A 19,621-nucleotide genomic window follows, 5' to 3' on the forward strand; every position below is an offset into this window, starting at 1 on the left:
CAAACCCTCCGGCCTGTTTCGATCAGCGGTCGTTGACGAATGCATCGTCCTTGTATTTGCCGAAATCGACCATGGTGCCCAACACCTGCAGATAAGCCACCAATGCGTCCATCTCGGAAATACCCGAACGATCGCCGTCATAGTTGCCGAAGTTGGCCTGCTCGATCAGGCTCTGCTGTGCATTAGGAATGTGCAGCTGCTTGGCAACGGTCTCACCGAACTTGGCCACGTTCGCCTTGTATTCGGTGTCAGTCAGCGAGTACGGCACCCCGACCTTGCGCAACGCCTTCATACGTTCCGCGATATCGGACGTATCCAGCGGAGTCGCCTTCAGCCAGGGGTAGTTCGGCATTACCGACTCGGGCACCATCGAACGCGGCGCGGTCAAGTGCTGAACATGCCACTCGTTCGAGTATTTGCCGCCTACCCGCGCCAGATCAGGACCGGTACGCTTGGAGCCCCACTGGAATGGGTGGTCGTACTGTGACTCCGCCGCCAGCGAGTAGTGGCCATAGCGCAGCTTCTCGTCGCGGAACGGGCGGATCATCTGGGAATGGCAGAGATAGCACCCTTCGCGCTGATAGATGTCACGTCCGCGCTGTTCCAGGGGAGTATAGGGACGTACGCCGTCGACTTTCTCAATGGTTTTGTCGATGAAGAACAGGGGCGTGATTTCCACCAAGCCGCCGACACTGATCGCCAGCATGGTCAACACCGCCAGCAGGCCGATGTTGGTTTCAATCCATTCGTGTTTGAAGTTGAAGTTCATGATCTATCTTTTTCCCGAATCATGCGTGAGCCAGCTTGGCGGCCAGCTTGGCTTCCAGTGCAGCGCTTTCGCGTTTGCCCTGACGGATGGTCATGAACACGTTGAAGGCCATCATCACCATGCCGGTCAGGAAGAACATGCCGCCGATGGCGCGCATCGCGTAGAAGGGATGCATGGCCGCAACCGACTCGACAAACGAGTACTGGAGGTTGCCGAACTCGTCAAACGCACGCCACATCAGGCCCTGGGTGATCCCGGAAATCCACATTGCGACGATATAGAGGACGATGCCGATCGTGGCCAGCCAGAAATGCCACTCGATCAACTTGCGGCTGTACATTTTGGTGTCCCACAGCTTGGGCATCATGTGATACAGCGAGCCGAAGGTGATCATCGCCACCCAGCCCAGCGCGCCGGAGTGGACATGGCCCACGGTCCAGTCGGTGTAGTGCGACAGCGCATTGACTTCTTTCAGCGACATCATCGGACCTTCGAAGGTCGACATGCCGTAGAACGACAACGCCACGATCATGAAGCGCATGATCGGGTCGGTACGCAATTTATCCCAGGCGCCCGACAGGGTCATGATGCCGTTGATCATGCCGCCCCACGAGGGCATCAGCAGCAGGATGGAAAACGCGGCAGCCAGGGAGGAGGTCCAGTCCGGCAAGGCGGTCCAATGCAAGTGGTGAGCGCCCACCCACATGTACATGAAGCCCAGCGCCCAGAAGTGGACAATGGACAGGCGATAGGAATAGATCGGTCGGCCGGCCTGCTTGGGCACGAAGTAATACATCATGCCGAGGAAGGCCGCGGTCAGGAAGAAGCCCACCGCATTGTGGCCATACCACCATTGCGTCATCGCATCCTGCACGCCCGAGAACAGGCTGTAGGATTTCATCGAGAACAGGTCGATGGGCATCGCCAGATTGTTAAAGGTATGCAGCAGCGCGGTCGCCAGGATAAAGGCCAGGTAGAACCAGTTGGCCACATAAATATGCGGCTGCTTGCGGCGCATGATGGTCCCGACGAACACCGTGAGATACGCGACCCAGACGACTTCGATCAGGATGTCGATCGGCCATTCCATTTCCGCGTATTCGCGCGACTGGGTATAGCCAAGCATATAGCTGAAATCTGCCAGCGCGATGGCGGCCATCCAGCCCCAGAATGTGAAGCTGGCCAGACCGTCCGAAATCAGGCGGGTCTGGCAGGTACGCTGAACCACATAGTAGGAGGTGGCAAACAACGCCGAGCCACCGAAGCCGAAGATCACCGACGTGGTGTGAACGGGACGGAATCGCCCGAACGAGATGTAGGGACTATCGAAGTTCAGAAACGGCCAGGCCAGTTCGGAGGCGATATATACGCCCACGAACATGCCGATCACAGCCCAGACGATCGACATGATGGCAAATTTCTTAACGACTTCGAAGTTGTACTGCTCCGCACCGGAATATGTGGTTACCGCCATGGCCCGCTCCTGTTGTACCCGAAATAGCGCCTGCGCCGCGCCTTAACAGCATATGCTTATATTAAAAAACTGCGGGATTATATGCCTCCCCCTATCGTCCCGCAAGCCCAAAACCAGGCTCAGGAAGGTGGCAACAGCAGCTTCAGATCGTGCGCGATTGCTTCCGGGCTGCTGCCATAGGGCATGAGCAGCCTCAAATTTCCCTTAGGATCATAGATATACGTCCCGGCACTGTGATCGATCAGATAATCGTCCACAGCTTTAACCGATGTCTTTTGATAGACGACTTTGTATTCTTTTGCCAACTGCTTCAGCGTTTCGGCATCGGCGTACATGCCGAGGAAGCCTGGATTAAAGGCTGGGACGAACTGTTTCAGGATGTCAGGCGTATCGCGCTGCGGATCCAGCGTCACGAAAATGACTTGTATGCGTCCGGCCTGGTCTCCGAGAAGTTTGAGCGCCGCGGCAAAATCCGACAGTGTCGTGGGGCAGACATCCGGACAATGCGTATAGCCGAAAAAGATGGCTACGACCTTGCCTTTGAAGTCCGCCAGCGTGCGTACGCGGCCGTTGTGGTCGGTCAGGCGGAAATCCCGCGCGAAGCCTGCGCCCGTAATATCGGTGGCCTGGAATGAGGGCGGCTGCGGGGCAGGCTGGCACGCCGACAGTGCGAACAACGCCATCGTCCAAACCGCGGCGAGCCAGCGTGTCATACCTTGATCTGCTCGAACAACTGTCCCGGGATGTCCGCCAGCCGGTATTTGCCGGACTCCACTGCCTTCGCAAGCTTGTCCAGGGTGGTGTCCTGCAGCAGATCGATAATTTTCTTCTTCACGGGTACCCAGCGGAAATGCAGTGGGCAAGCCGTTTCATCGCTGCATTTCTTCAGCCCCAATAGGCAGCTCTGCGTAAACGCAGGTCCTTCGGTCAACAACAAGATCTGCATCAGAGTGATCTTGTCCCCTCCCTCGCGCAGGCAGAAGCCGCCCAGACGGCCGCGAAAGGAAAACAGCAGGTTGCCCTTGGCCAGGCTCTGCAGAATCTTGGCCAGATAGGGTGCGGGTACACCCAGTTTGGCGGCGATATCCTTGTTTAGCACCGGGGTGGCGTCAGGCTGGGTAGCCATGTAGATCAGTGCCTGAACGGCATACTGACTGGTGCGTGAGAGGATCATTCTGTACCCCAATGAAATAAATTGAGGACAATATAAAACAATCCTGTCTGAATATCTAGATAGAAGCCCGAATTCCCATACAAATCAAATGGGTAAGTTGATGTAATGATCAACCAGCATGATTGCAAACAGCAGACTCAAATACCAGATGGAATAGCGGAAGGTTTGCTTGGCGAGCGCATCGCTATATTCGCGATATAGGCGCCAGCCATAGTGGATGAAGCGACCGCCGAGCAAAACGGCACCCGCCAGATAGATCCATCCGCCCATGCCCGTCCCGACCGGCAACATGGTCACGGCAAACAGCAGCAGGGTGTAGAGCAGCACATGCAAGCGGGTGTAGGCCTCACCGTGCGTCACGGGCAGCATCGGCAAGCCGGCCCGGGCATATTCCTCGCGCCGGTATAGCGCCAAGGCCCAGAAATGGGGCGGCGTCCAGGCAAAAATGATCAAGAACAGCAAGAGCGCATCGTGATGGATTTCGCCCGTCGCCGCGGCCCAGCCAAGCACCGGCGGCATCGCGCCGGACGCGCCGCCGATGACGATGTTCTGTGGCGTGGCCGGTTTCAGCACGGCCGTATAGATCACCGCATAGCCGACGAACGTGGCCAGTGTCAGCCACATCGTGAGCGGGTTGACGAACACGTTCAGCAGATACAGGCCGGCCCCACCCACCACGCCGGAAAACACCAGCGTCTGGGTGCTGGTCAGCTCGCCGCGCGGCAGCGGACGGGCGCGTGTACGCGCCATCATCGCGTCGATTTTCTGTTCGATCAGGCAATTGAACGCCGCCGCCGCAGCGGCCACCAACGCAATCCCGAGCGTGCCGGCCCACAGAGCATTCCAGCTCGGCCAGCCGGGTACGGCAAGGAACATGCCGATCACTGCCGTGAACACGATCAGGCTGACGACACGCAGCTTGCACAAGGCCAGAAACTGTTGGCAACGGCAGGCCGCGCCCTGAACCATCAAGGATTCCATGCTCATCTCCTGCGCACCCGATAATTCAGCACAACCAGGCTGGACAGCAACAACGCCGCACCAGCATTGTGCGCGACCGCCACGGCCAACGGCAGGCCAAACAGGACATTACTGATGCCCAGCGAGACCTGCAGAACCAACAACCCGCCTATGGCCAGCCCCATGCCAGCATAGCCGGGACTGCGCATCAGGCGCAGAACCAGCCAGCCCAAATACAGCGTCACCACCAAGGCCATGACCCGGTGCGTCCAGTGGATGGCGGTCAATGCCGACAATGGCAACAGCTCACCGGTGGCGGTCTCGCCAAGATTCCGGTGCAGGGTGAAGCCCTGCTCGAAATCCATCGGCGGCACCCAGGCGCCGTGACACAGCGGAAAATCGGGGCAGGCCAAGGCTGCATAGTTGGTGCTCACCCATCCGCCCAGCCCGATTTGCATCGCCACCAGTACCAGCCCCAGCAAGGCGCCGCTGCGCAGATGGTCGCTATTCGCATAATAAGTGTGGGCCGATTGGCCGCGTTCGCGCAGCCAAAGCCACAGCAGCAGCGCGAGAGTCGTCATGCCGCCCAGCAGATGCGAACTGACAATCAGCGGCTTGAGCAACTGGGTGACCGTCCACATACCCAGCATGGCCTGGAACACGATCAGCCCGAGCAGCAACCAAGGCAAGCCAAGGCCACCATGCGTTTCACGCCGACCGCGCCATGCCAGCATGGCAATGGCCAATACCAGCAATCCCAGGGTGCCGGCAAAATAACGATGCACCATCTCCTTCCAGGCTTTGGCATGGGACACCGGCCCATCCGGGCGCACGGCAAGTTCCGCGTTGATGGCATCGACGGCATTATGCGGGGTCAGTTTGCCGTAACAGCCGGGCCAGTCGGGACAGCCCAGTCCGGCGTCGGACAGACGAACGTACGCGCCCAGCGCCACCACTCCGAACGCGAGGATCAGGGCCACCAGAATGATTTTTCGATATGTTGTCATGGTCAGCAGTCAACCTATCTGGGACGCCTTGAGCAGCAGCTTGAGGTCTTTCATCATGCGCTCGAAATCGGCCTGCGCCGGGAAACGCAACATCAGATTGCCCAGCGGATCGACCAGATAGATGTGATCGGCCCGATTCTGCGCCGCAGGAAACTGCGTCACAAAAGTCGCGTCCGTCGGCCGCCATACATGCAAATCGGGATGTTCCTGCAACAGCTTCGCGTCCGGCGTGCCGCTGTCGGTCACCACCCACAGCCGCTCGATGCGATCCTGCTCTTTGCCCTGCGCGATCCGCGTCTGGCGCATCAAGTAGAGCTGCCATGCACATGCGGCGTCGCAGTGAGTCGAGCCCACATGCACCATCACCCATTTGCCGCGCAGCGCATCCAAATCGTACGGGCGCCCATCGGGCGTGCTTCCCGCCGTTTGCTGCAAGGGCGTGACCTTGAGCAGATCGCCGTAATTGGAATGGCCCGCCGGACGCCATCCCGCGTAGGCCAGGTAAGCAGCCACCACAGGCATCAGGAACACGCCGACCAACAACAGGAATTTACCGCGGGGAGTCAATTGCATACTCGAAACCATTTCGGACGTTGGGTACATCAGTCATCGTCATTCCGGTGACGCTTCACATTCAGGACCAGCCACAACACCGCCAGCGTCGTCGCCAGACTGTACCACTGGATCGCATAGCTGACATGCATGCTGACGCCGGTATCGGGGCGCGGCCAGTCACGCAACAAGCCATCCGCCAGCGGAGTGGTCTGCAACAGCAGCACCGGTTGCAGCGCCAGCCTGGTGGTTGCGGCATAGCGTGCGAAATCCAGGTTCTGCCACACCCGTCCCTGCGACGGCGCATGCATCAACTCGATATAGCGGCTGTGGGGGTCGACAGCCATGCCTTCAAGCCGTACTTGGCCACCCGGTGTCGGCGGCAAAGGAATCTGTTCGCGAGAGGGTCCCACCGCCACCCAGCCGCGATTGACCAGTATGGCGAGCGGTCCGCCATCTATGATGAGCGGTGTCAGCACGTGATACCCCGCCACGCCTTTGTACACCCGGTTGTCGAGGAAGATGGTATGCGCCGCGTCAAACACGCCGCGCACTTCCAGCTTCCGGTACAGCACGCTGTCACGGTCCAGCAGCGCGCTGCCGACGTGGATGGGCGCTTCTCGTATCGCCACGTCGTAACGCGCCTGCAAGGCGCGCTTGGTTTCAGCGCGCCCGCTCTGCCAATTGCCGAGCCACAGGGTCAACACAAAAAAGAACAGTGCAGCCAGAGTCGGCCATACCCTCGGGGAAAACTGCCACGCGCCGACACGCAACTTCAGCAAGTGCATCGGCCCGCCAATCCGGTTAGACTGGAATTTTTACGAGCATACCGTTCCATGCGCATCGTTGCCCTGCTCTTCATCGTGTTCATCCTGGCCAGCCTCGCCAGCGCACTCTACTACCTCATCAAGGACAAGGGTCAATCGGATCGCACGGTCAAGATGCTGACCGTGCGCGTTACACTTTCCCTCACCCTTTTTCTCCTGCTGATGGGCGGTTACTACTTCGGCATCATCCCGCAAACCGGGCTGCGTTAACCCCCATCCCCCGCAACAAAAAGCCGCGCTGAACGCGGCTTTTTGTTGCACCGGTGCCACGTCAAGCGCGGCCCTCCTGCGTATCAACCCTCTGGCCTAGATCAACCAGTAAACCAGGATGAACAGCAGCACCCACACCACGTCGACGAAGTGCCAGTACCACGACACGGCCTCGAACGCGAAATGATGTTCGGCAGTGAAATGCCCGGCGATCGAACGCAGCAGCATGACAATCAGCATCGTCGTTCCCACCAGCACGTGAAAACCGTGGAAGCCTGTCAACATGAAGAAGGTTGCCCCATACACTCCCGCACCCAGGGTCAGACCCATCTGGGTATAGGCATGATGGTATTCGTAGGCTTGCAGGCAAAGAAAGACCACGCCAAGCGTCACCGTCATCCCCAGCCCCAGGATCAGCTGCATGCGGTTGTTCTTTTTCAATCCCCAGTGCGCCCAGGTGACCGTCACGCCCGAACTCAGCAGTAGCAGCGTGTTGATGGCCGGAATGCCCCATGCTTCCATCGGCGTGAATTTCAGACCGTCGGCGGTCAGGCCGGGGCCCGCAGTCGGCCACGCCGCCTTGAACGTGGGCCAGAGTTGCTGCATCGTATCGGACTCGCCCAGCCACGGCACTGACAGCACCCGGGTATAAAACAGCGCGCCGAAAAAAGCGGCAAAGAACATCACTTCGGAGAAAATGAACCAGCTCATGGACCAGCGATACGAGGAATCCACCTGCTTGTTGTAGCGACCCGCCTCGCTGTCTCGGATCACTTCGCCGAACCATCCGAACATCATGAAAAACAGCACGGCCACCCCGGCCAGCAGCACCCAGAGGCCATGGTTGATTTCGTGCATGGCCATGACGCCGCCTACGGCCATCGTCAGCAGGGCCACCGACCCGATGATCGGCCAGAGCGAAGGTTGCGGCAGATAATATTTATCGGTTTGTGCCAGGCTCATGTCTTCCCCTCTTCCTCGTCTATTGATCGTTTACTTCACGAACTGCAGCACCAGATACACCACCAGCAACAATGTCAGAACAAACACCACACCGCCGATCAATCCGGCAATGATGATCTGTGCCTGCGTCAGACTTTGCGCGTCGTCATCGTAATCGCGCCGTTTGCGCACGCCGAAAAAACTCCAGAACACGGCAAGTGCAGCACGCAGGTTTCCTTTTTCAGCCATGCGGCACTTTTTCCGGCAATGTCGCCGTTTGCGCCTTGGGATTCGTGTTGAAGAAGGTGTAGGACAGGGTCACGGTATGCAAGTCCTTGTCCATCGACGGATCCAGCACGAACAACACCGGCATCTGGCGCCGCTCGCCCGCAGCCAACTTCTGCGGCGTGAAGCAGAAGCACTCGATTTTCTTGAAGAACGCGCCTGCGCGGGCCGGCCCGTAACTTGGCACCGCCTGGCCCACGATTGCATGGTCGCTGTTGTTGGCCGCCTCGTATTCCACCTGCACCAGCTGGCCGGGATGCACCTTGATGCTGCGCTGCGTGGTTCTGAACTGCCACGGCAGCCCCTCGTTAGTATTGGCGTCGAATTCGATCGTCACCCAGCGGCTGGTATCGACCTGGGTGTTTTTCACCAGACTCTGCTCGTCGCCTGAATTGATCCCGGTCACTTCGCAAATCTTGTAATAAAACGGTACCAGCGCAAACCCAAACCCGAACATGCCCAACGCCACGACGATGAGCTTGGTCAGTGTGTTGGTTTTGCCGGCGATCATGGTCTATTTCAATCCGTTGTATAGCGTGAACAAGAACAGGCCAATCGCAATGGCAGCCAGAATGCTGGCCGTCAGATATTTGCCGTTTTGCTTGTTGTCAGCCATGCCGATTGAATCGCCGCTCATTTCACCACCGGCGCGGTTTCAAAGGTATGGTAGGGCGCGGGCGAAGGCACCGTCCACTCCAGGCCCTGGGCCCCTTCCCATACTTGATCGCTCGCCTTGGCCCCGCCCTTGATCGTTTTCAGCACCAGGACCAGGAAGATCAATTGGCTGAATCCGAAGATGAAGGCGCCCACGGTTGCAATCTGGTTGAACTCGGTGAACTGCAGCGCATAGTCGGGAATGCGTCGCGGCATGCCGGCCAGACCAAGGAAGTGCATCGGGAAAAACACGATGTTCATGCCGATGACCGACAGCCAGAAATGCGTTTTCCCGAGCGTCTCGTTGTACATATGGCCCGTCCATTTCGGCAGCCAGTAATAGATCCCGGCAAAAATGGAGAACAAGGCGCCGGAGACCAACACATAGTGGAAATGCGCCACGACGTAATAGGTGTCCTGCAGCTGAATGTCGACCGGCGCCATCGCGAGCACCAGCCCCGAGAAGCCGCCTATCGTGAACAGGCATACAAACGCGATGGCGAACAGCATCGGCGTTTCAAACGTCAGGGAACCCTTCCACATCGTGGCCACCCAGTTGAACACTTTCACCCCAGTCGGGACCGCGATCAGCATGGTGGAAAACATGAAGAACAGCTGCGCGGCCACCGGCATGCCCACGGCGAACATGTGATGCGCCCACACGGTGAACGACAGGATCGCGATCGACGCGGTCGCATACACCATCGAGGCGTAGCCGAACAAGGGCTTGCGGGAGAAGGTCGGAATAATCTGCGAGACGATGCCAAAAGCCGGCAGGATCAGGATGTATACCTCGGGATGTCCGAAGAACCAGAAGATATGCTGGAACATCACCGGGTCGCCGCCGCCCGCCGCGTTGAAGAAATGGGTACCGAAATTACGGTCGGTCAGCAGCATGGTGACCGCACCCGCCAGCACCGGCATGGTGGCGATCAGCAGATAGGCGGTAATCAGCCAGGTCCAGACGAACATCGGCATCTTCATCAGCGTGAGACCGGGCGCACGCATGTTGAGGATGGTGGTGATGATGTTGATCGATCCCATGATCGACGACAGGCCCATGATGTGCACGGCCAGAATCGTCAGGTCATACGACACGCCACCCTGGATGAAGAGCGGCGGGTACATCGTCCAGCCGCCAGCCACGGCGCCGCCCGGCAGCCAGAACGACCCCAGCAGCATGATGCCGGCCACCGGCAGGAGCCAGAAACTCCAGTTGTTCATGCGCGGGAATGCCATGTCGGGCGCACCGATCATCAGCGGCACCTGCCAGTTCGCAAATCCGGTGAAGGCCGGCATAATAACGCCGAAAATCATGATCAGGCCGTGCATCGTGGTGAGCTGATTGAAGAAATCGGGATGCATCAGCTGCATGCCCGGCTCGAAGAGTTCGGAACGAATCAGCAGCGCCATGGAGCCGGCGGTAAACAGCATGATGAGCGAAAACCACAGGTAGAGCGAACCGATGTCCTTGTGGTTGGTCGTAGTCAGCCAGCGCATGATTCCGGTGGGATGCGCGTGGTGTCCATGGTCGTCGTGGGCGTGTGCTGCGTCAGACATGACTGTGCTCTCCTCTCGGTTGTTCACTGCGCGGCGGGGGCGGCGGCGACGGCTGCTCCCCCACGGGCGGCTGCGATGTCCGCGGGCTGCGCCGCGTCACCCATCTTGTTGTCCCAGGCATTGCGCTCATACGTCACGACAGCGGCGATTTCCGCATCGGACAAGCGGTCAGCGAATCCGACCATGGCGGTACCCGGACGGCCGCCGTGCACCACGATATTGATATGTGCGGCAATCGGCCCGGTGGCGACCTTGGAACCGTTCATCGCAGGGAACACGCCTGGCAGGCCCGTGCCATTGGCCTGATGGCAGGCGGCGCAGTTGGCTTGATAGACTTTCTCGCCCCGCTCCACCAATTCCTTGACGTCAAAGGTTTTGGTGTTGTCGGCCGCAGCAGCCTGGGCCGAACCTTTCTTCTTCGCCACCCAGGCTTTGTAATCCTCCTCGGAGACCACTTTGACCACGATTGGCATGAAACCATGGTCCTTGCCGCACAGTTCGGCACATTGGCCGCGATAGGTGCCGATCTTGTCCGCCTTGAACCAACTGTCCCGGATGAAGCCCGGGATGCCGTCCTGCTTGACCCCGAACGCGGGAACCCACCAGGAATGGATCACGTCGTTGGCGGTAATCAGCAGCCGCACACGCTTGCCCACCGGCACCACCATCGGATCGTCCACTTCAAGCAGGTAGTGCTCATCCTTGGCCGCCGTGCCGTCGATCTGTTCGCGCGGCGTGGCGAGTGTGCTGTAGAAGTGGACGCCTTCGTTGAGGTAGTCGTAGCCCCATTTCCACTGATAGCCCGTGATCTTGACGGTCATGTCGGGATTGGAGGTGTCCTTCATCTCGATCACGACTTTGGCGGCCGGATAGGCCATTCCCACCAGGATGATGAACGGGATGATGGTCCAGATGATTTCGACTGTGGTGTTTTCGTGGAAGTGTGCCGCTTTGTGGCCGACCGATTTGCGGTGCTTGATCAGCGAGTAGAACATCATGCCGAAGACGATGATGAAAATCCCGACGCACACCAGCATGATGAGGTTATGCAGATGGAATACCTCCCTCGCCACCTGACTCGCCGGTTCTTGCAGGTTGTATGCATAGTCTGCCAGTGCTGACTGGCTGGCCGCCCATACCGCCCCCATCACCCCTGCCCTTTGCCACATGCTTTTCATCGCGTTCCCCGTCCTCTGACTTTGTTATGGGTAGTCGTTGCGGCGCGTATTACTTTATGCCTGCAACTTTCTGCGTAAGGTCGCAGCCAGTTGCAGCCGCGCCTCGTCACTCAGGTACTGTCCGACTTTTGTTTCGCGACCATGAGAACTCAGGCTGAGACGGCAGTTTCTGCCTGACGTCCCGCAGTCGCATATCACACGCGCCCATTGGCGATTCATTTCACGGCGCTCTCCATGCGTGCCGGCATGCCACTCCAGCACTACCACATCCCCTTCAATCGTAAGTGTTTCGTAATCCCCTTCCCGGCTGCGCAGCGCCTCCAGGGCCCATGCCAGCAATCCTATCTCCAGTCCGGCAAATGGCAGAATCAGCCAGTATCCCAGGAGTGCAAAGCCGCTTGCCGTTGCAAAACATACTGTCGCCAGACTCCAGAGCACCAGCTTCTGCTGGCGGTGTGTCAATGAATGGTTAGGGCGGGACTGGAATACAAACGCGCCTGCTGACACACCTTCACAGTCTTCCGTATTCACCTGTTCCATATGGAGAAGCGAGGAAACCGCGTGCGGCATCATGTCGCAGACAGTAACACGACGCCGCTCGCCAGAACAAGCGGTACGCTCGAATTAACTTATTGATTTGTTTATAAAATATCGTTATTACAGACTATTCTAAGATACTAACCAATCAGGCAGCGTCAGCCATTGCGGCATGTTCACCACCAAACCTTCCCCCTCAAAAAATCCCTGAACGCCCAGACATGGGCCGGGCAGGCGCGTACGCAAGGCCACCAGATTTTCCGCTGTCAGCTGCATCGCGGACTCGATGTGGTTGCCCACCCATCCTGCCCACGGGACACGCCGCAGGGCGATCGACTCGGCCGTCAACAACGCATGATTCAGGCAACCGAGTCGCAGCCCCACCACCAGCACGACGGGCAGGCCCAGACGCAAAGCAAGGTCCGCCATATCCTCGTGCTCATTAAGCGGAACCCGCCAACCTCCTGCCCCCTCGACCACCACGATATCGGCGGCGGCGGCGAGTCGTGCATACGCCTCGGCAATGACCTCCAGGTCGATCCGCACCCCGAGCGACTCCGCTGCAATATGCGGCGCGACAGGTTCGGCAAAGGCATAGGGATTCACATCGCGCACATCCACGTCGACGTTGGCCGCCTGCACAAGTGCCGCCACGTCCTCATTCAATTCACCCACTGCAGAGCCGGCCGACACCGGCTTCATTGCCGCCACCCGCAAGCCATGCGCGCGCAGCGCATGAATCAGTGCCACCGCCACGCGCGTCTTGCCGACGCCGGTATCGGTGCCGGTGACGAACAGTCCGCGCGCGCTCATGTCAGCCCCAGTTTGCGGCGGCGCTCGCCAATATTGAACTGGATCACCTGCCGTCCGTCTTCGCGCCGGGTCTTGTCACCTACCCAGGCATGGCCATAGATCACTTCAAAGGTCGCCGGCAGCCGTCCGTCGCGGCGTTGCATTTCATAGGCCTGTTCAAGCCGCGACCACGCCGTCTTGCCCAACAGGCCACGGCGTCGGGCCGAGGCTGCATTGTGCGCGCCGATTCCCTTGAGATCTCGCATCAATGTCTTGAGATCGGCGTAGGTCAGCGTCAGCATCTCCATTTCCATCACCGGGCTCGAGAAACCGGCGTGGATGAGCATGTCGCCGATGTCGTGCAGATCGATGAAACGGTTGACGTGCGGCGCATCGTCGATGGCCGTGAAAGCCTCGCGTAGTTCCTTCAGCGTGTCGGGACCGAATGTGGCGAAGATCAGCAGACCGCCTGGAGCCAGCACCTGATGAAACCCCTTGAACGTGGTTTCAAGATCGTGCGCCCACTGTATGGCCAGACTGGACCAGACGAGATCCATGCTGTTGGGCGAAAGCGGAAGCCGCTCCATATCGGCGCACACCAGATGATTCACCTCCGCAGGCGAAGGCGCCAGGCGATGCAGCACGCGCCGTGCCCACGTCGGCAGTGGCAGGCGAGTACGCGCCGCCTTCAGCATGGCCGGCGCGATGTCGAGCGCACAGAATTCGGATGCCGCATAGCGCGAACGCAGATGTGCCAGTCCATAGCCGGTGCCGGTACCGACATCGAGCACACGGCCCGGTTGCAGCGACATGAAATCGAGACGTTCCAGCAGGCGATCGCATACTTCGCGTTGCAATACCGCGTGTGCGTCGTAGCTGGCGGCGGCATGGTCGAACGCACGCCGCACTTCGGCGAAATCGAGCTCGGCTTCAGTCATGGGCAAAGCGCCTGATCGCAGCAGCCACGTCTGCACTGTGCGACAGATGCGGCGCATGCGCGGCTCGGGCCAGTTCGACATACCGTGCGTCCGGGAGGGTTTCAGCCAGCCAGCGCCCTGCCGCCACCGGCGTCAACGCATCGAGTGCGCCATGCAGCACCAACGTCGGCTGCGTCAGCTGCGGCAACTGCTCACGCAAATCTGTTTCACGCAGAATCGTCAATCCGCCCGACAAGGCTTCGGCGCGCGCCGGCGGCAGGGGCAGAAAGTGCTGGCGCAGCTGCTGCAGCAACGATTTTTGATCGGGCACGCCACGTGTCTGCAAGCTGAGAAATCGCAACAGCGTGGCCTGCGGGTCGGCCAGCAGCGCTGCGCCGAAATCCTTCAGGTCGGTTGCAGGCATCCCATGCAACCAGCTTTCATCCGAAACGAATCGCGGCGTCGAGGCCAGCAGGATCAGGCGCCTCAATTTGCCCGGATGATCGAGCGCAGCGCGCATCACCACTTGCCCACCCAGTGACCAGCCCAGCACGATGCTGTCTTCCGGAACCTGGGCCACCAGATCGTCTGCCCAGCTCTGCAGCGAGTTGTTCGGCAGATCATTGCGCCCGCCATGTCCTGGCAAATTGAGTGCGCGCACGTCGAAATCGTCAGCCAGACATTGCACCAGCACGTCGAAAACGCGTGTGTTCATACCCCAGCCATGCACCAGCGCCAGGATGGGCTTAGTCGAGCGCATGCAGGGCCTCCACCAGCTGAGCGACATCGTCGGCGCTATGCGACGCCGACAACGTAATGCGCAAGCGCGCCGTGCCGACGGGGACCGTCGGCGTGCGGATGGCAGGCACCATCAGCCCGCGCTGCAGCAGGTCTTTCGACAGCTGTACCGCATCGGCATTCGCACCGATCACCAGCGGCTGGATCGGTGTATCCGAGGGCATCAGAACGCCCCGTTTCAAACCTGCCAGTCCTTGACGCAATTGTGCGACATGCGCACTCAGCCGTGCGCGCCGCGCTGCGCCTGCTTCAATCTGGCGCAGGCTCTCCAACAGGCATGCCGCCAGGAACGGCGGCGAGGCAGTCGTGTAGATATAGGGGCGCGCCTTCTGGATCAGCCACTCGATCACGTCCGGCTGCGCCGCCACAGCGGCACCCGACACGCCAGCCGCCTTGCCCAACGTGGCCAGGTAGATGACACGGTCACTTGCACGTGCAGCGTCCGTCAGCCCACCTCGGCCCTGATTCAGCACGCCGAAACCGTGCGCATCGTCGAGATACAGCCAGGCGTCGTAACGTTCGACCAGGTCGAGCAGGGCGTCGACCGGCGCCAAGTCGCCATCCATACTGAAGACCAGGTCGGAGACAATGAGCCTGTCCTGGGCCGTACTGTCTGCGAGTTGCGATTCAAGTTGCGCGAGATCGTTGTGGCGGTAGCGGGAGAAACGCGCACCGGACAGCTGCGCTGCGTCGACCAGCGAGGCATGGTCGAGCCTGTCGGCGAAGAGCTCGCCGTGGCGGCCGACCAACGCGGTGATCACCGCGAGGTTCGCCATGTAACCGGTGGAAAACAGCAGGGCCGCCGGCTTGCCGATGAAACCGGCAAAGGCAGACTCGAAGTCGTGATGAAGGCGGTGATGGCCAGTGATGAGATGGGCGGCCCCTGCACCGACACCGCATTGGTCGAGCGCGGCATGCGCAGCCCGGATCAACGCCGGATCGGCGGCAAGGCCGAGGTAATCGTTGCTGCAGAAGGAAATGACGTGCTGGCCGTTGATCGTGACGTGGGCGCCTTGTGCGCCGTCAAGCAACAGGCGCCGCCGTTCGAGATGATCGGTCCTCAGCGCCGCCAGCCCCTGCCGCAGGCGGGTCAGCGCAGCGAAACTCACAACGGCTGCAGGCCCAGCGAATCGAACAGGCGCTGATCGCGTTCCCACTCGGGGTTGCCGGTGGTGAGCAGCTTTTCGCCGTAGAAGATCGAATTGGCCCCAGCGAGGAAGCACAGCGCCTGCACGGCGTCGCTCATCTGCTGGCGACCGGCCGACAGGCGCACGAAGCTCTTCGGCATGGAAATGCGCGCCACCGCGATGGTGCGAACGAACTCCAATGGATCGAGCGCTTCGGTGCCGGCCAGCGGCGTGCCTTCGACCTGGACCAGCAGGTTGATCGGCACCGATTCCGGCTGCGGATCGAGCGAGGCCAGCTGCGCGATCAGGCCGGCGCGCTGGGTGCGCGACTCGCCCATGCCGACGATGCCGCCGCAGCAGACATGCAGGTCGGCATGGCGCACGCGCTCGAGGGTATCGAGGCGATCCTGATACTCGCGCGTGGTGATGATCTCGCCGTAGAACTCGGGCGCAGTGTCGAGGTTGTGGTTGTAGTAGTCGAGGCCGGCCTGCTTCAGCTGCTCGGCCTGGCCGTCCTTCAACATGCCCAGCGTGGCGCAGGTCTCCAGCCCCAGCGCCTTCACTTCGCGCACCATGTCCAGCACGGGTTCGAGGTCGCGCTGCTTGGGGCCACGCCAAGCCGCGCCCATGCAGAAGCGCGACGCGCCGGCGGCCTTGGCGGCCCTGGCGGCTGTCAGCACGTCGTCGAGATCGAGCAGACCCTGGTTTTCCACGCCGGCGTCGTAACGTGCCGATTGCGGACAATAGCCGCAATCCTCGGAACAGCCGCCGGTCTTGATCGACAGCAGCGTCGACAACTGCACGCGATTGGGGTCGAAGTTTCCACGATGCACCGTTTGCGCCCGATACATCAGGTCGGCAAACGGCAAGGCAAACAGCGCCTCGATGTCTGCCATGGATAGGCGCGCAGGCGGTTGAGTCATGTCATTCATTGATGGCTACCTCGATGGTCATGTCCTGCCACGGCTCACGCGCGGCCCGGTAAATGTCAAACAACGCCCACGGCACGATCACCACCACCGCGAATCCCTGCACCAGCATCAGTCCCTGCCAGCCCCCCAGTAGGCCGTAGAGCGGCTGGCCGAACACCACCAGACTGCCCATTACGCCGTAATAGCGGTAACCTGCCCATTTGTTGTAATGCGTCGTGCGCGGATTCGGATGGTGCGCGATACTGGCATAGACGAAAATCGACGCGCCCAGCCAGATCATGACCGGCGGCAACGACAGCACGAACGGCAGGAAACCGATCTTGTGGCCGGCAAGCAGCTTGCCCAGCAGTAGCGCCGTCAGCGAAATCAGCAACACCACGACGGTGATGAAATTGAACAGCTGTGCGGCGAAGCGGGAAGATGAAGCTGGAATGACGCGTTTGGCTTTCATGACCGCAATTTTCAGGGTGCACGCAGCCCCTGTCAAATTTCATCGACGATAAAATTGAACATCCGATCAATTTTTAATCAACTCGCCCCGCGAACCTGCCTGCTGTGTGGCGACGCGGCGCGCACCGGGCATACATGCCCAGCCTGCCTGGCCGATCTGCCCTGGCACACGCAGCCACAGTGTCCGCAGTGCGCCACGCCCACGCCCCAGGGACAGACCTGCGGGCCCTGCCTCAAACGCCCGCCTGCGTTCGACCGTACCATTGCGGCGCTGAGCTATGTCTTTCCGCTCGACCGATTGATTCCGCGCCTGAAATACCATGGCCAGCTTGCCATCGCGCCGGCGCTGGGCGAGTGGCTGACCCGGGCCACGGAAGCTGCACCGGTCCCGGATCGCATGATTGCCATGCCCCTGCATGCGACACGCATCCGGGAGCGCGGCTTCAACCACGCCACCGAAATCGCCCGTGACGTGGCGGCCCGGCAGGGACTCCCGCTCGATCTCAGCAGTTGCCAGCGCATCCGCGACACGCCTCCCCAGATGGGACTGAAACACGATGCACGGCGCCGTAATCTGCGTGGCGCATTTGCCTGTTCTGGGGACGTACGGGGGCAGCACATCGCGCTGGTCGACGACGTGATGACGACCGGCACCAGCCTCGACGAACTGGCTGCAACGCTGAAGCGGGCCGGCGCACGCGAAGTGACGTGCTGGGTAGCGGCACGGACGCTACGCCCCGGGGCCTGACTCCCCAAATCAGCAGATAACCGGCGCAACACGGCTTGTTGCCATCCTTCCCGGGACGCGAGACAAGCCTGTTGCGGTTTGGGATGGCCGCGACAGGATTGACCAAAGCCCGTATTCATGGCGTCCTCGCACAGCACGACCTTTCCTTGCCCGAGAGGCCGGCCGCCCCGAATGCTTCGTCAAGCTTTCCCTTCATGGCCGCAAGCCCATCCGGGTCGCAGGTCGCCAGATAGGTGAATATCTCGCGCAGATTGACCGCGCCAGGCAGATACCCTTGGCGTACACGTCAGGGTCGCGGGTATCGATCACGACCAGGGCTCGCTCGCCATGGCAGCTTGCAGGTCAACGGGTTCAATCAGTACGCTCATCCATGTCTCCCGGGGCGGAATTGAAGTCGCTTCTGCTTGTGCAGCAAGCATGCCACCCCGAAAAGACGAATGGAATCAAACTCTATCCAATTCCGCTTCAGCTCGGGCCATGACGGATCGTTTACAAAATGCTGACAGATTGCGGAGAACGCTCGGGAAACGGAGAAGGGCTCCGCGAGGACATTGCCGGCTTGGTCTTCGCGATGAACCTGGCGTATGGACCGGTCAACCGTAGATTTCTTCCACCGCAAAAATCCGCTGGTGTTCGCGCATGGCATAGCGGTCGGTCATCCCCGCGATGTAATCGGCCACGGCGCGTGCACCCTCGAGCGACTCACGTGTCTGGTGCTCCGGCGGCAGTAGGCGGGCATCGCCGGTGAAGGCCGTGTAGAGATCGCTGATGATGCGCCCCGCCTTGGCACTCATGCGTGCCACCTTGTAATGGCGGTACAGGTGGCGCAGCAGGAAGCGTTTGAGTTCCCGGTGCTCGTCGAGCAGCGCGGGGCTGAACGCCGCCAGCGGCGGCGCGGCGCGCACCTCGTCCAGGGTCTGCACGCCGCGATTCTCGACGTTCATGCGCGTGGTATTCACCAGATCGAGAATCAGCGTGTTGATGATGCGGCGAACGGTTTCGGTCACCACCCGACGCCCCTGCAAGGCCGGATATTTCGCACGCACTTCCGCCAGGTGGCGGGCGAAGATCTGGACTTCGCTCAACTGCTCCAGCGTGATCAGCCCGGAGCGCAGGCCGTCGTCGACGTCGTGGTTGTTGTAGGCGATCTCGTCCGCCAGGTTGGCAATCTGTGCCTCGAGCGAAGGCTGCTGCTTGTTCAGGAAGCGCTCGCCCACTACGCCGAGCTTTTCCGCATTGGCGAGTGAGCAATGCTTGAGGATGCCCTCGCGTGCCTCGAAGGTGAGATTCAAGCCCTCGAATTCGGCATAGCGCTCTTCCAGCAGATCGACCACGCGCAGTGATTGCAGGTTGTGCTCGAAGCCGCCGTGTTCGCGCATGCAGGCATTCAGCGCATCCTGGCCGGCATGACCGAACGGCGTGTGGCCCAGATCGTGCGCCAGTGCGACCGCTTCCACCAGGTCTTCGTTCAGGTTCAGCAGGCGCGCGATGGTCCGGCCGATCTGCGCGACCTCGATGCTGTGGGTGAGGCGGGTGCGGAACAGGTCGCCTTCGTGGTTCACGAATACCTGGGTCTTGTACTCCAGCCGCCGGAACGCGGTGGAATGGATGATGCGGTCGCGGTCACGCTGGAATTCGGAACGCGGCGCGGCGGAAGGTTCGGGATGCAGGCGACCGCGGGTTTGGCTGGAATGCGCTGCGTAGGAGGCGAACGACGGTTCCATCAAC

Annotated in this window: 23 protein-coding genes; 2 read left to right on the forward strand and 21 right to left on the reverse strand. The window is 60.4% G+C overall.

What is annotated here, in order from left to right:
- Positions 1-22 precede the first annotated feature (22 nt).
- From ccoO to B058_RS0112850, 8 genes are all read right to left on the reverse strand, one after another.
- On the reverse strand, positions 23-769 hold the full coding sequence (ccoO, locus tag B058_RS0112815; protein WP_018508886.1) for a cytochrome-c oxidase, cbb3-type subunit II: 747 nt from the start codon (positions 767-769) through the stop codon (positions 23-25).
- 19 nt (positions 770-788) lie between these two features.
- Positions 789-2,243, reverse strand: coding sequence for a cytochrome-c oxidase, cbb3-type subunit I (gene ccoN / locus B058_RS0112820; RefSeq protein ID WP_018508887.1), 1,455 nt, complete (start codon positions 2,241-2,243; stop codon positions 789-791).
- 119 nt (positions 2,244-2,362) lie between these two features.
- Positions 2,363-2,956 (reverse strand): SCO family protein, encoded by a 594-nt coding sequence (locus B058_RS0112825; RefSeq protein ID WP_026240903.1) that lies wholly within the window; start codon positions 2,954-2,956, stop codon positions 2,363-2,365.
- Complete coding sequence (locus tag B058_RS0112830) at positions 2,953-3,417, reverse strand: RrF2 family transcriptional regulator (protein WP_026240904.1); 465 nt, start codon at positions 3,415-3,417, stop codon at positions 2,953-2,955. Before B058_RS0112830 ends, B058_RS0112825 begins: the two co-directional genes overlap by 4 nt.
- A gap of 84 nt (positions 3,418-3,501) precedes the next feature.
- Positions 3,502-4,398, reverse strand: coding sequence for a heme o synthase (gene cyoE, locus B058_RS0112835; protein WP_018508890.1), 897 nt, complete (start codon positions 4,396-4,398; stop codon positions 3,502-3,504).
- Positions 4,399-4,400: 2 nt separating this feature from the next.
- Positions 4,401-5,384, reverse strand: coding sequence for a COX15/CtaA family protein (locus B058_RS0112840; RefSeq protein WP_018508891.1), 984 nt, complete (start codon positions 5,382-5,384; stop codon positions 4,401-4,403).
- Between the two features lie 9 nt (positions 5,385-5,393).
- On the reverse strand, positions 5,394-5,915 hold the full coding sequence (locus B058_RS0112845) for an SCO family protein (RefSeq protein ID WP_245539312.1): 522 nt from the start codon (positions 5,913-5,915) through the stop codon (positions 5,394-5,396).
- 71 nt (positions 5,916-5,986) lie between these two features.
- The gene (locus B058_RS0112850) at positions 5,987-6,724 is read right to left on the reverse strand and encodes an SURF1 family protein (RefSeq protein ID WP_018508893.1); all 738 of its coding nucleotides are present in this window, start codon (positions 6,722-6,724) and stop codon (positions 5,987-5,989) included.
- A 48-nt stretch (positions 6,725-6,772) separates the two neighbouring features.
- Between B058_RS0112850 and B058_RS0112855 the strand changes: the two genes are divergently transcribed.
- Positions 6,773-6,973 carry a twin transmembrane helix small protein gene (locus tag B058_RS0112855; protein ID WP_018508894.1) on the forward strand — a complete coding sequence of 67 codons (201 nt, stop codon included), beginning with the start codon at positions 6,773-6,775 and terminating at the stop codon, positions 6,971-6,973.
- A 96-nt stretch (positions 6,974-7,069) separates the two neighbouring features.
- Here the strand turns inward: B058_RS0112855 and B058_RS0112860 are convergent, their stop codons facing one another.
- The 12 genes from B058_RS0112860 to B058_RS0112920 form a co-directional block, all read right to left on the reverse strand.
- Positions 7,070-7,936: a cytochrome c oxidase subunit 3 gene (locus tag B058_RS0112860; RefSeq protein ID WP_018508895.1), complete on the reverse strand. Its 867-nt coding sequence runs from the start codon at positions 7,934-7,936 to the stop codon at positions 7,070-7,072.
- A gap of 30 nt (positions 7,937-7,966) precedes the next feature.
- Entirely contained in the window at positions 7,967-8,164 is a 198-nt protein-coding gene (locus B058_RS0112865; protein WP_018508896.1) for a DUF2970 domain-containing protein, read from the reverse strand.
- Positions 8,157-8,711 carry a cytochrome c oxidase assembly protein gene (locus B058_RS0112870; RefSeq protein WP_018508897.1) on the reverse strand — a complete coding sequence of 185 codons (555 nt, stop codon included), beginning with the start codon at positions 8,709-8,711 and terminating at the stop codon, positions 8,157-8,159. Before B058_RS0112870 ends, B058_RS0112865 begins: the two co-directional genes overlap by 8 nt.
- A gap of 122 nt (positions 8,712-8,833) precedes the next feature.
- Positions 8,834-10,414: a cytochrome c oxidase subunit I gene (gene ctaD / locus B058_RS0112880; RefSeq protein WP_018508899.1), complete on the reverse strand. Its 1,581-nt coding sequence runs from the start codon at positions 10,412-10,414 to the stop codon at positions 8,834-8,836.
- A gap of 23 nt (positions 10,415-10,437) precedes the next feature.
- The gene (gene coxB, locus B058_RS0112885) at positions 10,438-11,592 is read right to left on the reverse strand and encodes a cytochrome c oxidase subunit II (RefSeq protein WP_026240905.1); all 1,155 of its coding nucleotides are present in this window, start codon (positions 11,590-11,592) and stop codon (positions 10,438-10,440) included.
- A gap of 54 nt (positions 11,593-11,646) precedes the next feature.
- Positions 11,647-12,132 (reverse strand): DUF2244 domain-containing protein, encoded by a 486-nt coding sequence (locus B058_RS0112890; RefSeq protein WP_018508901.1) that lies wholly within the window; start codon positions 12,130-12,132, stop codon positions 11,647-11,649.
- 129 nt (positions 12,133-12,261) lie between these two features.
- Entirely contained in the window at positions 12,262-12,942 is a 681-nt protein-coding gene (bioD, locus tag B058_RS0112895) for a dethiobiotin synthase (protein ID WP_018508902.1), read from the reverse strand.
- Positions 12,939-13,859, reverse strand: coding sequence for a malonyl-ACP O-methyltransferase BioC (gene bioC, locus B058_RS0112900; RefSeq protein ID WP_018508903.1), 921 nt, complete (start codon positions 13,857-13,859; stop codon positions 12,939-12,941). The genes bioD and bioC overlap by 4 nt, the downstream gene beginning before the upstream one ends.
- On the reverse strand, positions 13,852-14,598 hold the full coding sequence (bioH, locus tag B058_RS0112905) for a pimeloyl-ACP methyl ester esterase BioH (protein ID WP_018508904.1): 747 nt from the start codon (positions 14,596-14,598) through the stop codon (positions 13,852-13,854). Before bioH ends, bioC begins: the two co-directional genes overlap by 8 nt.
- The gene (gene bioF / locus B058_RS0112910) at positions 14,585-15,745 is read right to left on the reverse strand and encodes an 8-amino-7-oxononanoate synthase (RefSeq protein ID WP_018508905.1); all 1,161 of its coding nucleotides are present in this window, start codon (positions 15,743-15,745) and stop codon (positions 14,585-14,587) included. The genes bioH and bioF overlap by 14 nt, the downstream gene beginning before the upstream one ends.
- A complete protein-coding gene (gene bioB / locus B058_RS0112915) occupies positions 15,742-16,695 on the reverse strand; it encodes a biotin synthase BioB (protein WP_026240906.1) in 954 nt (317 codons plus the stop codon). The genes bioF and bioB overlap by 4 nt, the downstream gene beginning before the upstream one ends.
- Entirely contained in the window at positions 16,688-17,146 is a 459-nt protein-coding gene (locus B058_RS0112920; protein WP_018508907.1) for a hypothetical protein, read from the reverse strand. Before B058_RS0112920 ends, bioB begins: the two co-directional genes overlap by 8 nt.
- Positions 17,147-17,200: 54 nt before the next feature.
- On the opposite strand from B058_RS0112920, the gene B058_RS0112925 reads away from it, so the two are divergent.
- Positions 17,201-17,893, forward strand: coding sequence for a ComF family protein (locus tag B058_RS0112925; RefSeq protein WP_026240907.1), 693 nt, complete (start codon positions 17,201-17,203; stop codon positions 17,891-17,893).
- A gap of 593 nt (positions 17,894-18,486) precedes the next feature.
- Here B058_RS0112925 and B058_RS0112930 read toward each other — a convergent pair.
- Positions 18,487-19,617 (reverse strand): deoxyguanosinetriphosphate triphosphohydrolase, encoded by a 1,131-nt coding sequence (locus B058_RS0112930; RefSeq protein ID WP_018508909.1) that lies wholly within the window; start codon positions 19,615-19,617, stop codon positions 18,487-18,489.
- Positions 19,618-19,621: the final 4 nt, after the last annotated feature.

The sequence above is a fragment of the Thiobacillus thioparus DSM 505 genome, assembly GCF_000373385.1.
Taxonomy (GTDB): domain Bacteria; phylum Pseudomonadota; class Gammaproteobacteria; order Burkholderiales; family Thiobacillaceae; genus Thiobacillus; species Thiobacillus thioparus.

What these genes read in the sequence shown, in the direction of transcription:
- B058_RS0112825 (WP_026240903.1), bottom strand. Translation starts at nt 2,956, where the DNA reads ATGACACGCTGGCTCGCCGCGGTTTGGACGATGGCGTTGTTCGCACTG.
- B058_RS0112830 (WP_026240904.1), bottom strand. Translation starts at nt 3,417, where the DNA reads ATGATCCTCTCACGCACCAGTCAGTATGCCGTTCAGGCACTGATCTAC.
- B058_RS0112840 (WP_018508891.1), bottom strand. Translation starts at nt 5,384, where the DNA reads ATGACAACATATCGAAAAATCATTCTGGTGGCCCTGATCCTCGCGTTC.
- bioB (WP_026240906.1), bottom strand. Translation starts at nt 16,695, where the DNA reads ATGAATGACATGACTCAACCGCCTGCGCGCCTATCCATGGCAGACATC.
- bioD (WP_018508902.1), bottom strand. Translation starts at nt 12,942, where the DNA reads ATGAGCGCGCGCGGACTGTTCGTCACCGGCACCGATACCGGCGTCGGC.
- B058_RS0112870 (WP_018508897.1), bottom strand. Translation starts at nt 8,711, where the DNA reads ATGATCGCCGGCAAAACCAACACACTGACCAAGCTCATCGTCGTGGCG.
- B058_RS0112855 (WP_018508894.1), top strand. Translation starts at nt 6,773, where the DNA reads ATGCGCATCGTTGCCCTGCTCTTCATCGTGTTCATCCTGGCCAGCCTC.
- bioC (WP_018508903.1), bottom strand. Translation starts at nt 13,859, where the DNA reads ATGACTGAAGCCGAGCTCGATTTCGCCGAAGTGCGGCGTGCGTTCGAC.
- ccoN (WP_018508887.1), bottom strand. Translation starts at nt 2,243, where the DNA reads ATGGCGGTAACCACATATTCCGGTGCGGAGCAGTACAACTTCGAAGTC.
- B058_RS0112920 (WP_018508907.1), bottom strand. Translation starts at nt 17,146, where the DNA reads ATGAAAGCCAAACGCGTCATTCCAGCTTCATCTTCCCGCTTCGCCGCA.
- ctaD (WP_018508899.1), bottom strand. Translation starts at nt 10,414, where the DNA reads ATGTCTGACGCAGCACACGCCCACGACGACCATGGACACCACGCGCAT.
- cyoE (WP_018508890.1), bottom strand. Translation starts at nt 4,398, where the DNA reads ATGGAATCCTTGATGGTTCAGGGCGCGGCCTGCCGTTGCCAACAGTTT.
- B058_RS0112850 (WP_018508893.1), bottom strand. Translation starts at nt 6,724, where the DNA reads ATGCACTTGCTGAAGTTGCGTGTCGGCGCGTGGCAGTTTTCCCCGAGG.
- B058_RS0112860 (WP_018508895.1), bottom strand. Translation starts at nt 7,936, where the DNA reads ATGAGCCTGGCACAAACCGATAAATATTATCTGCCGCAACCTTCGCTC.
- bioH (WP_018508904.1), bottom strand. Translation starts at nt 14,598, where the DNA reads ATGCGCTCGACTAAGCCCATCCTGGCGCTGGTGCATGGCTGGGGTATG.
- B058_RS0112890 (WP_018508901.1), bottom strand. Translation starts at nt 12,132, where the DNA reads ATGGAACAGGTGAATACGGAAGACTGTGAAGGTGTGTCAGCAGGCGCG.
- B058_RS0112930 (WP_018508909.1), bottom strand. Translation starts at nt 19,617, where the DNA reads ATGGAACCGTCGTTCGCCTCCTACGCAGCGCATTCCAGCCAAACCCGC.
- ccoO (WP_018508886.1), bottom strand. Translation starts at nt 769, where the DNA reads ATGAACTTCAACTTCAAACACGAATGGATTGAAACCAACATCGGCCTG.
- B058_RS0112865 (WP_018508896.1), bottom strand. Translation starts at nt 8,164, where the DNA reads ATGGCTGAAAAAGGAAACCTGCGTGCTGCACTTGCCGTGTTCTGGAGT.
- coxB (WP_026240905.1), bottom strand. Translation starts at nt 11,592, where the DNA reads ATGAAAAGCATGTGGCAAAGGGCAGGGGTGATGGGGGCGGTATGGGCG.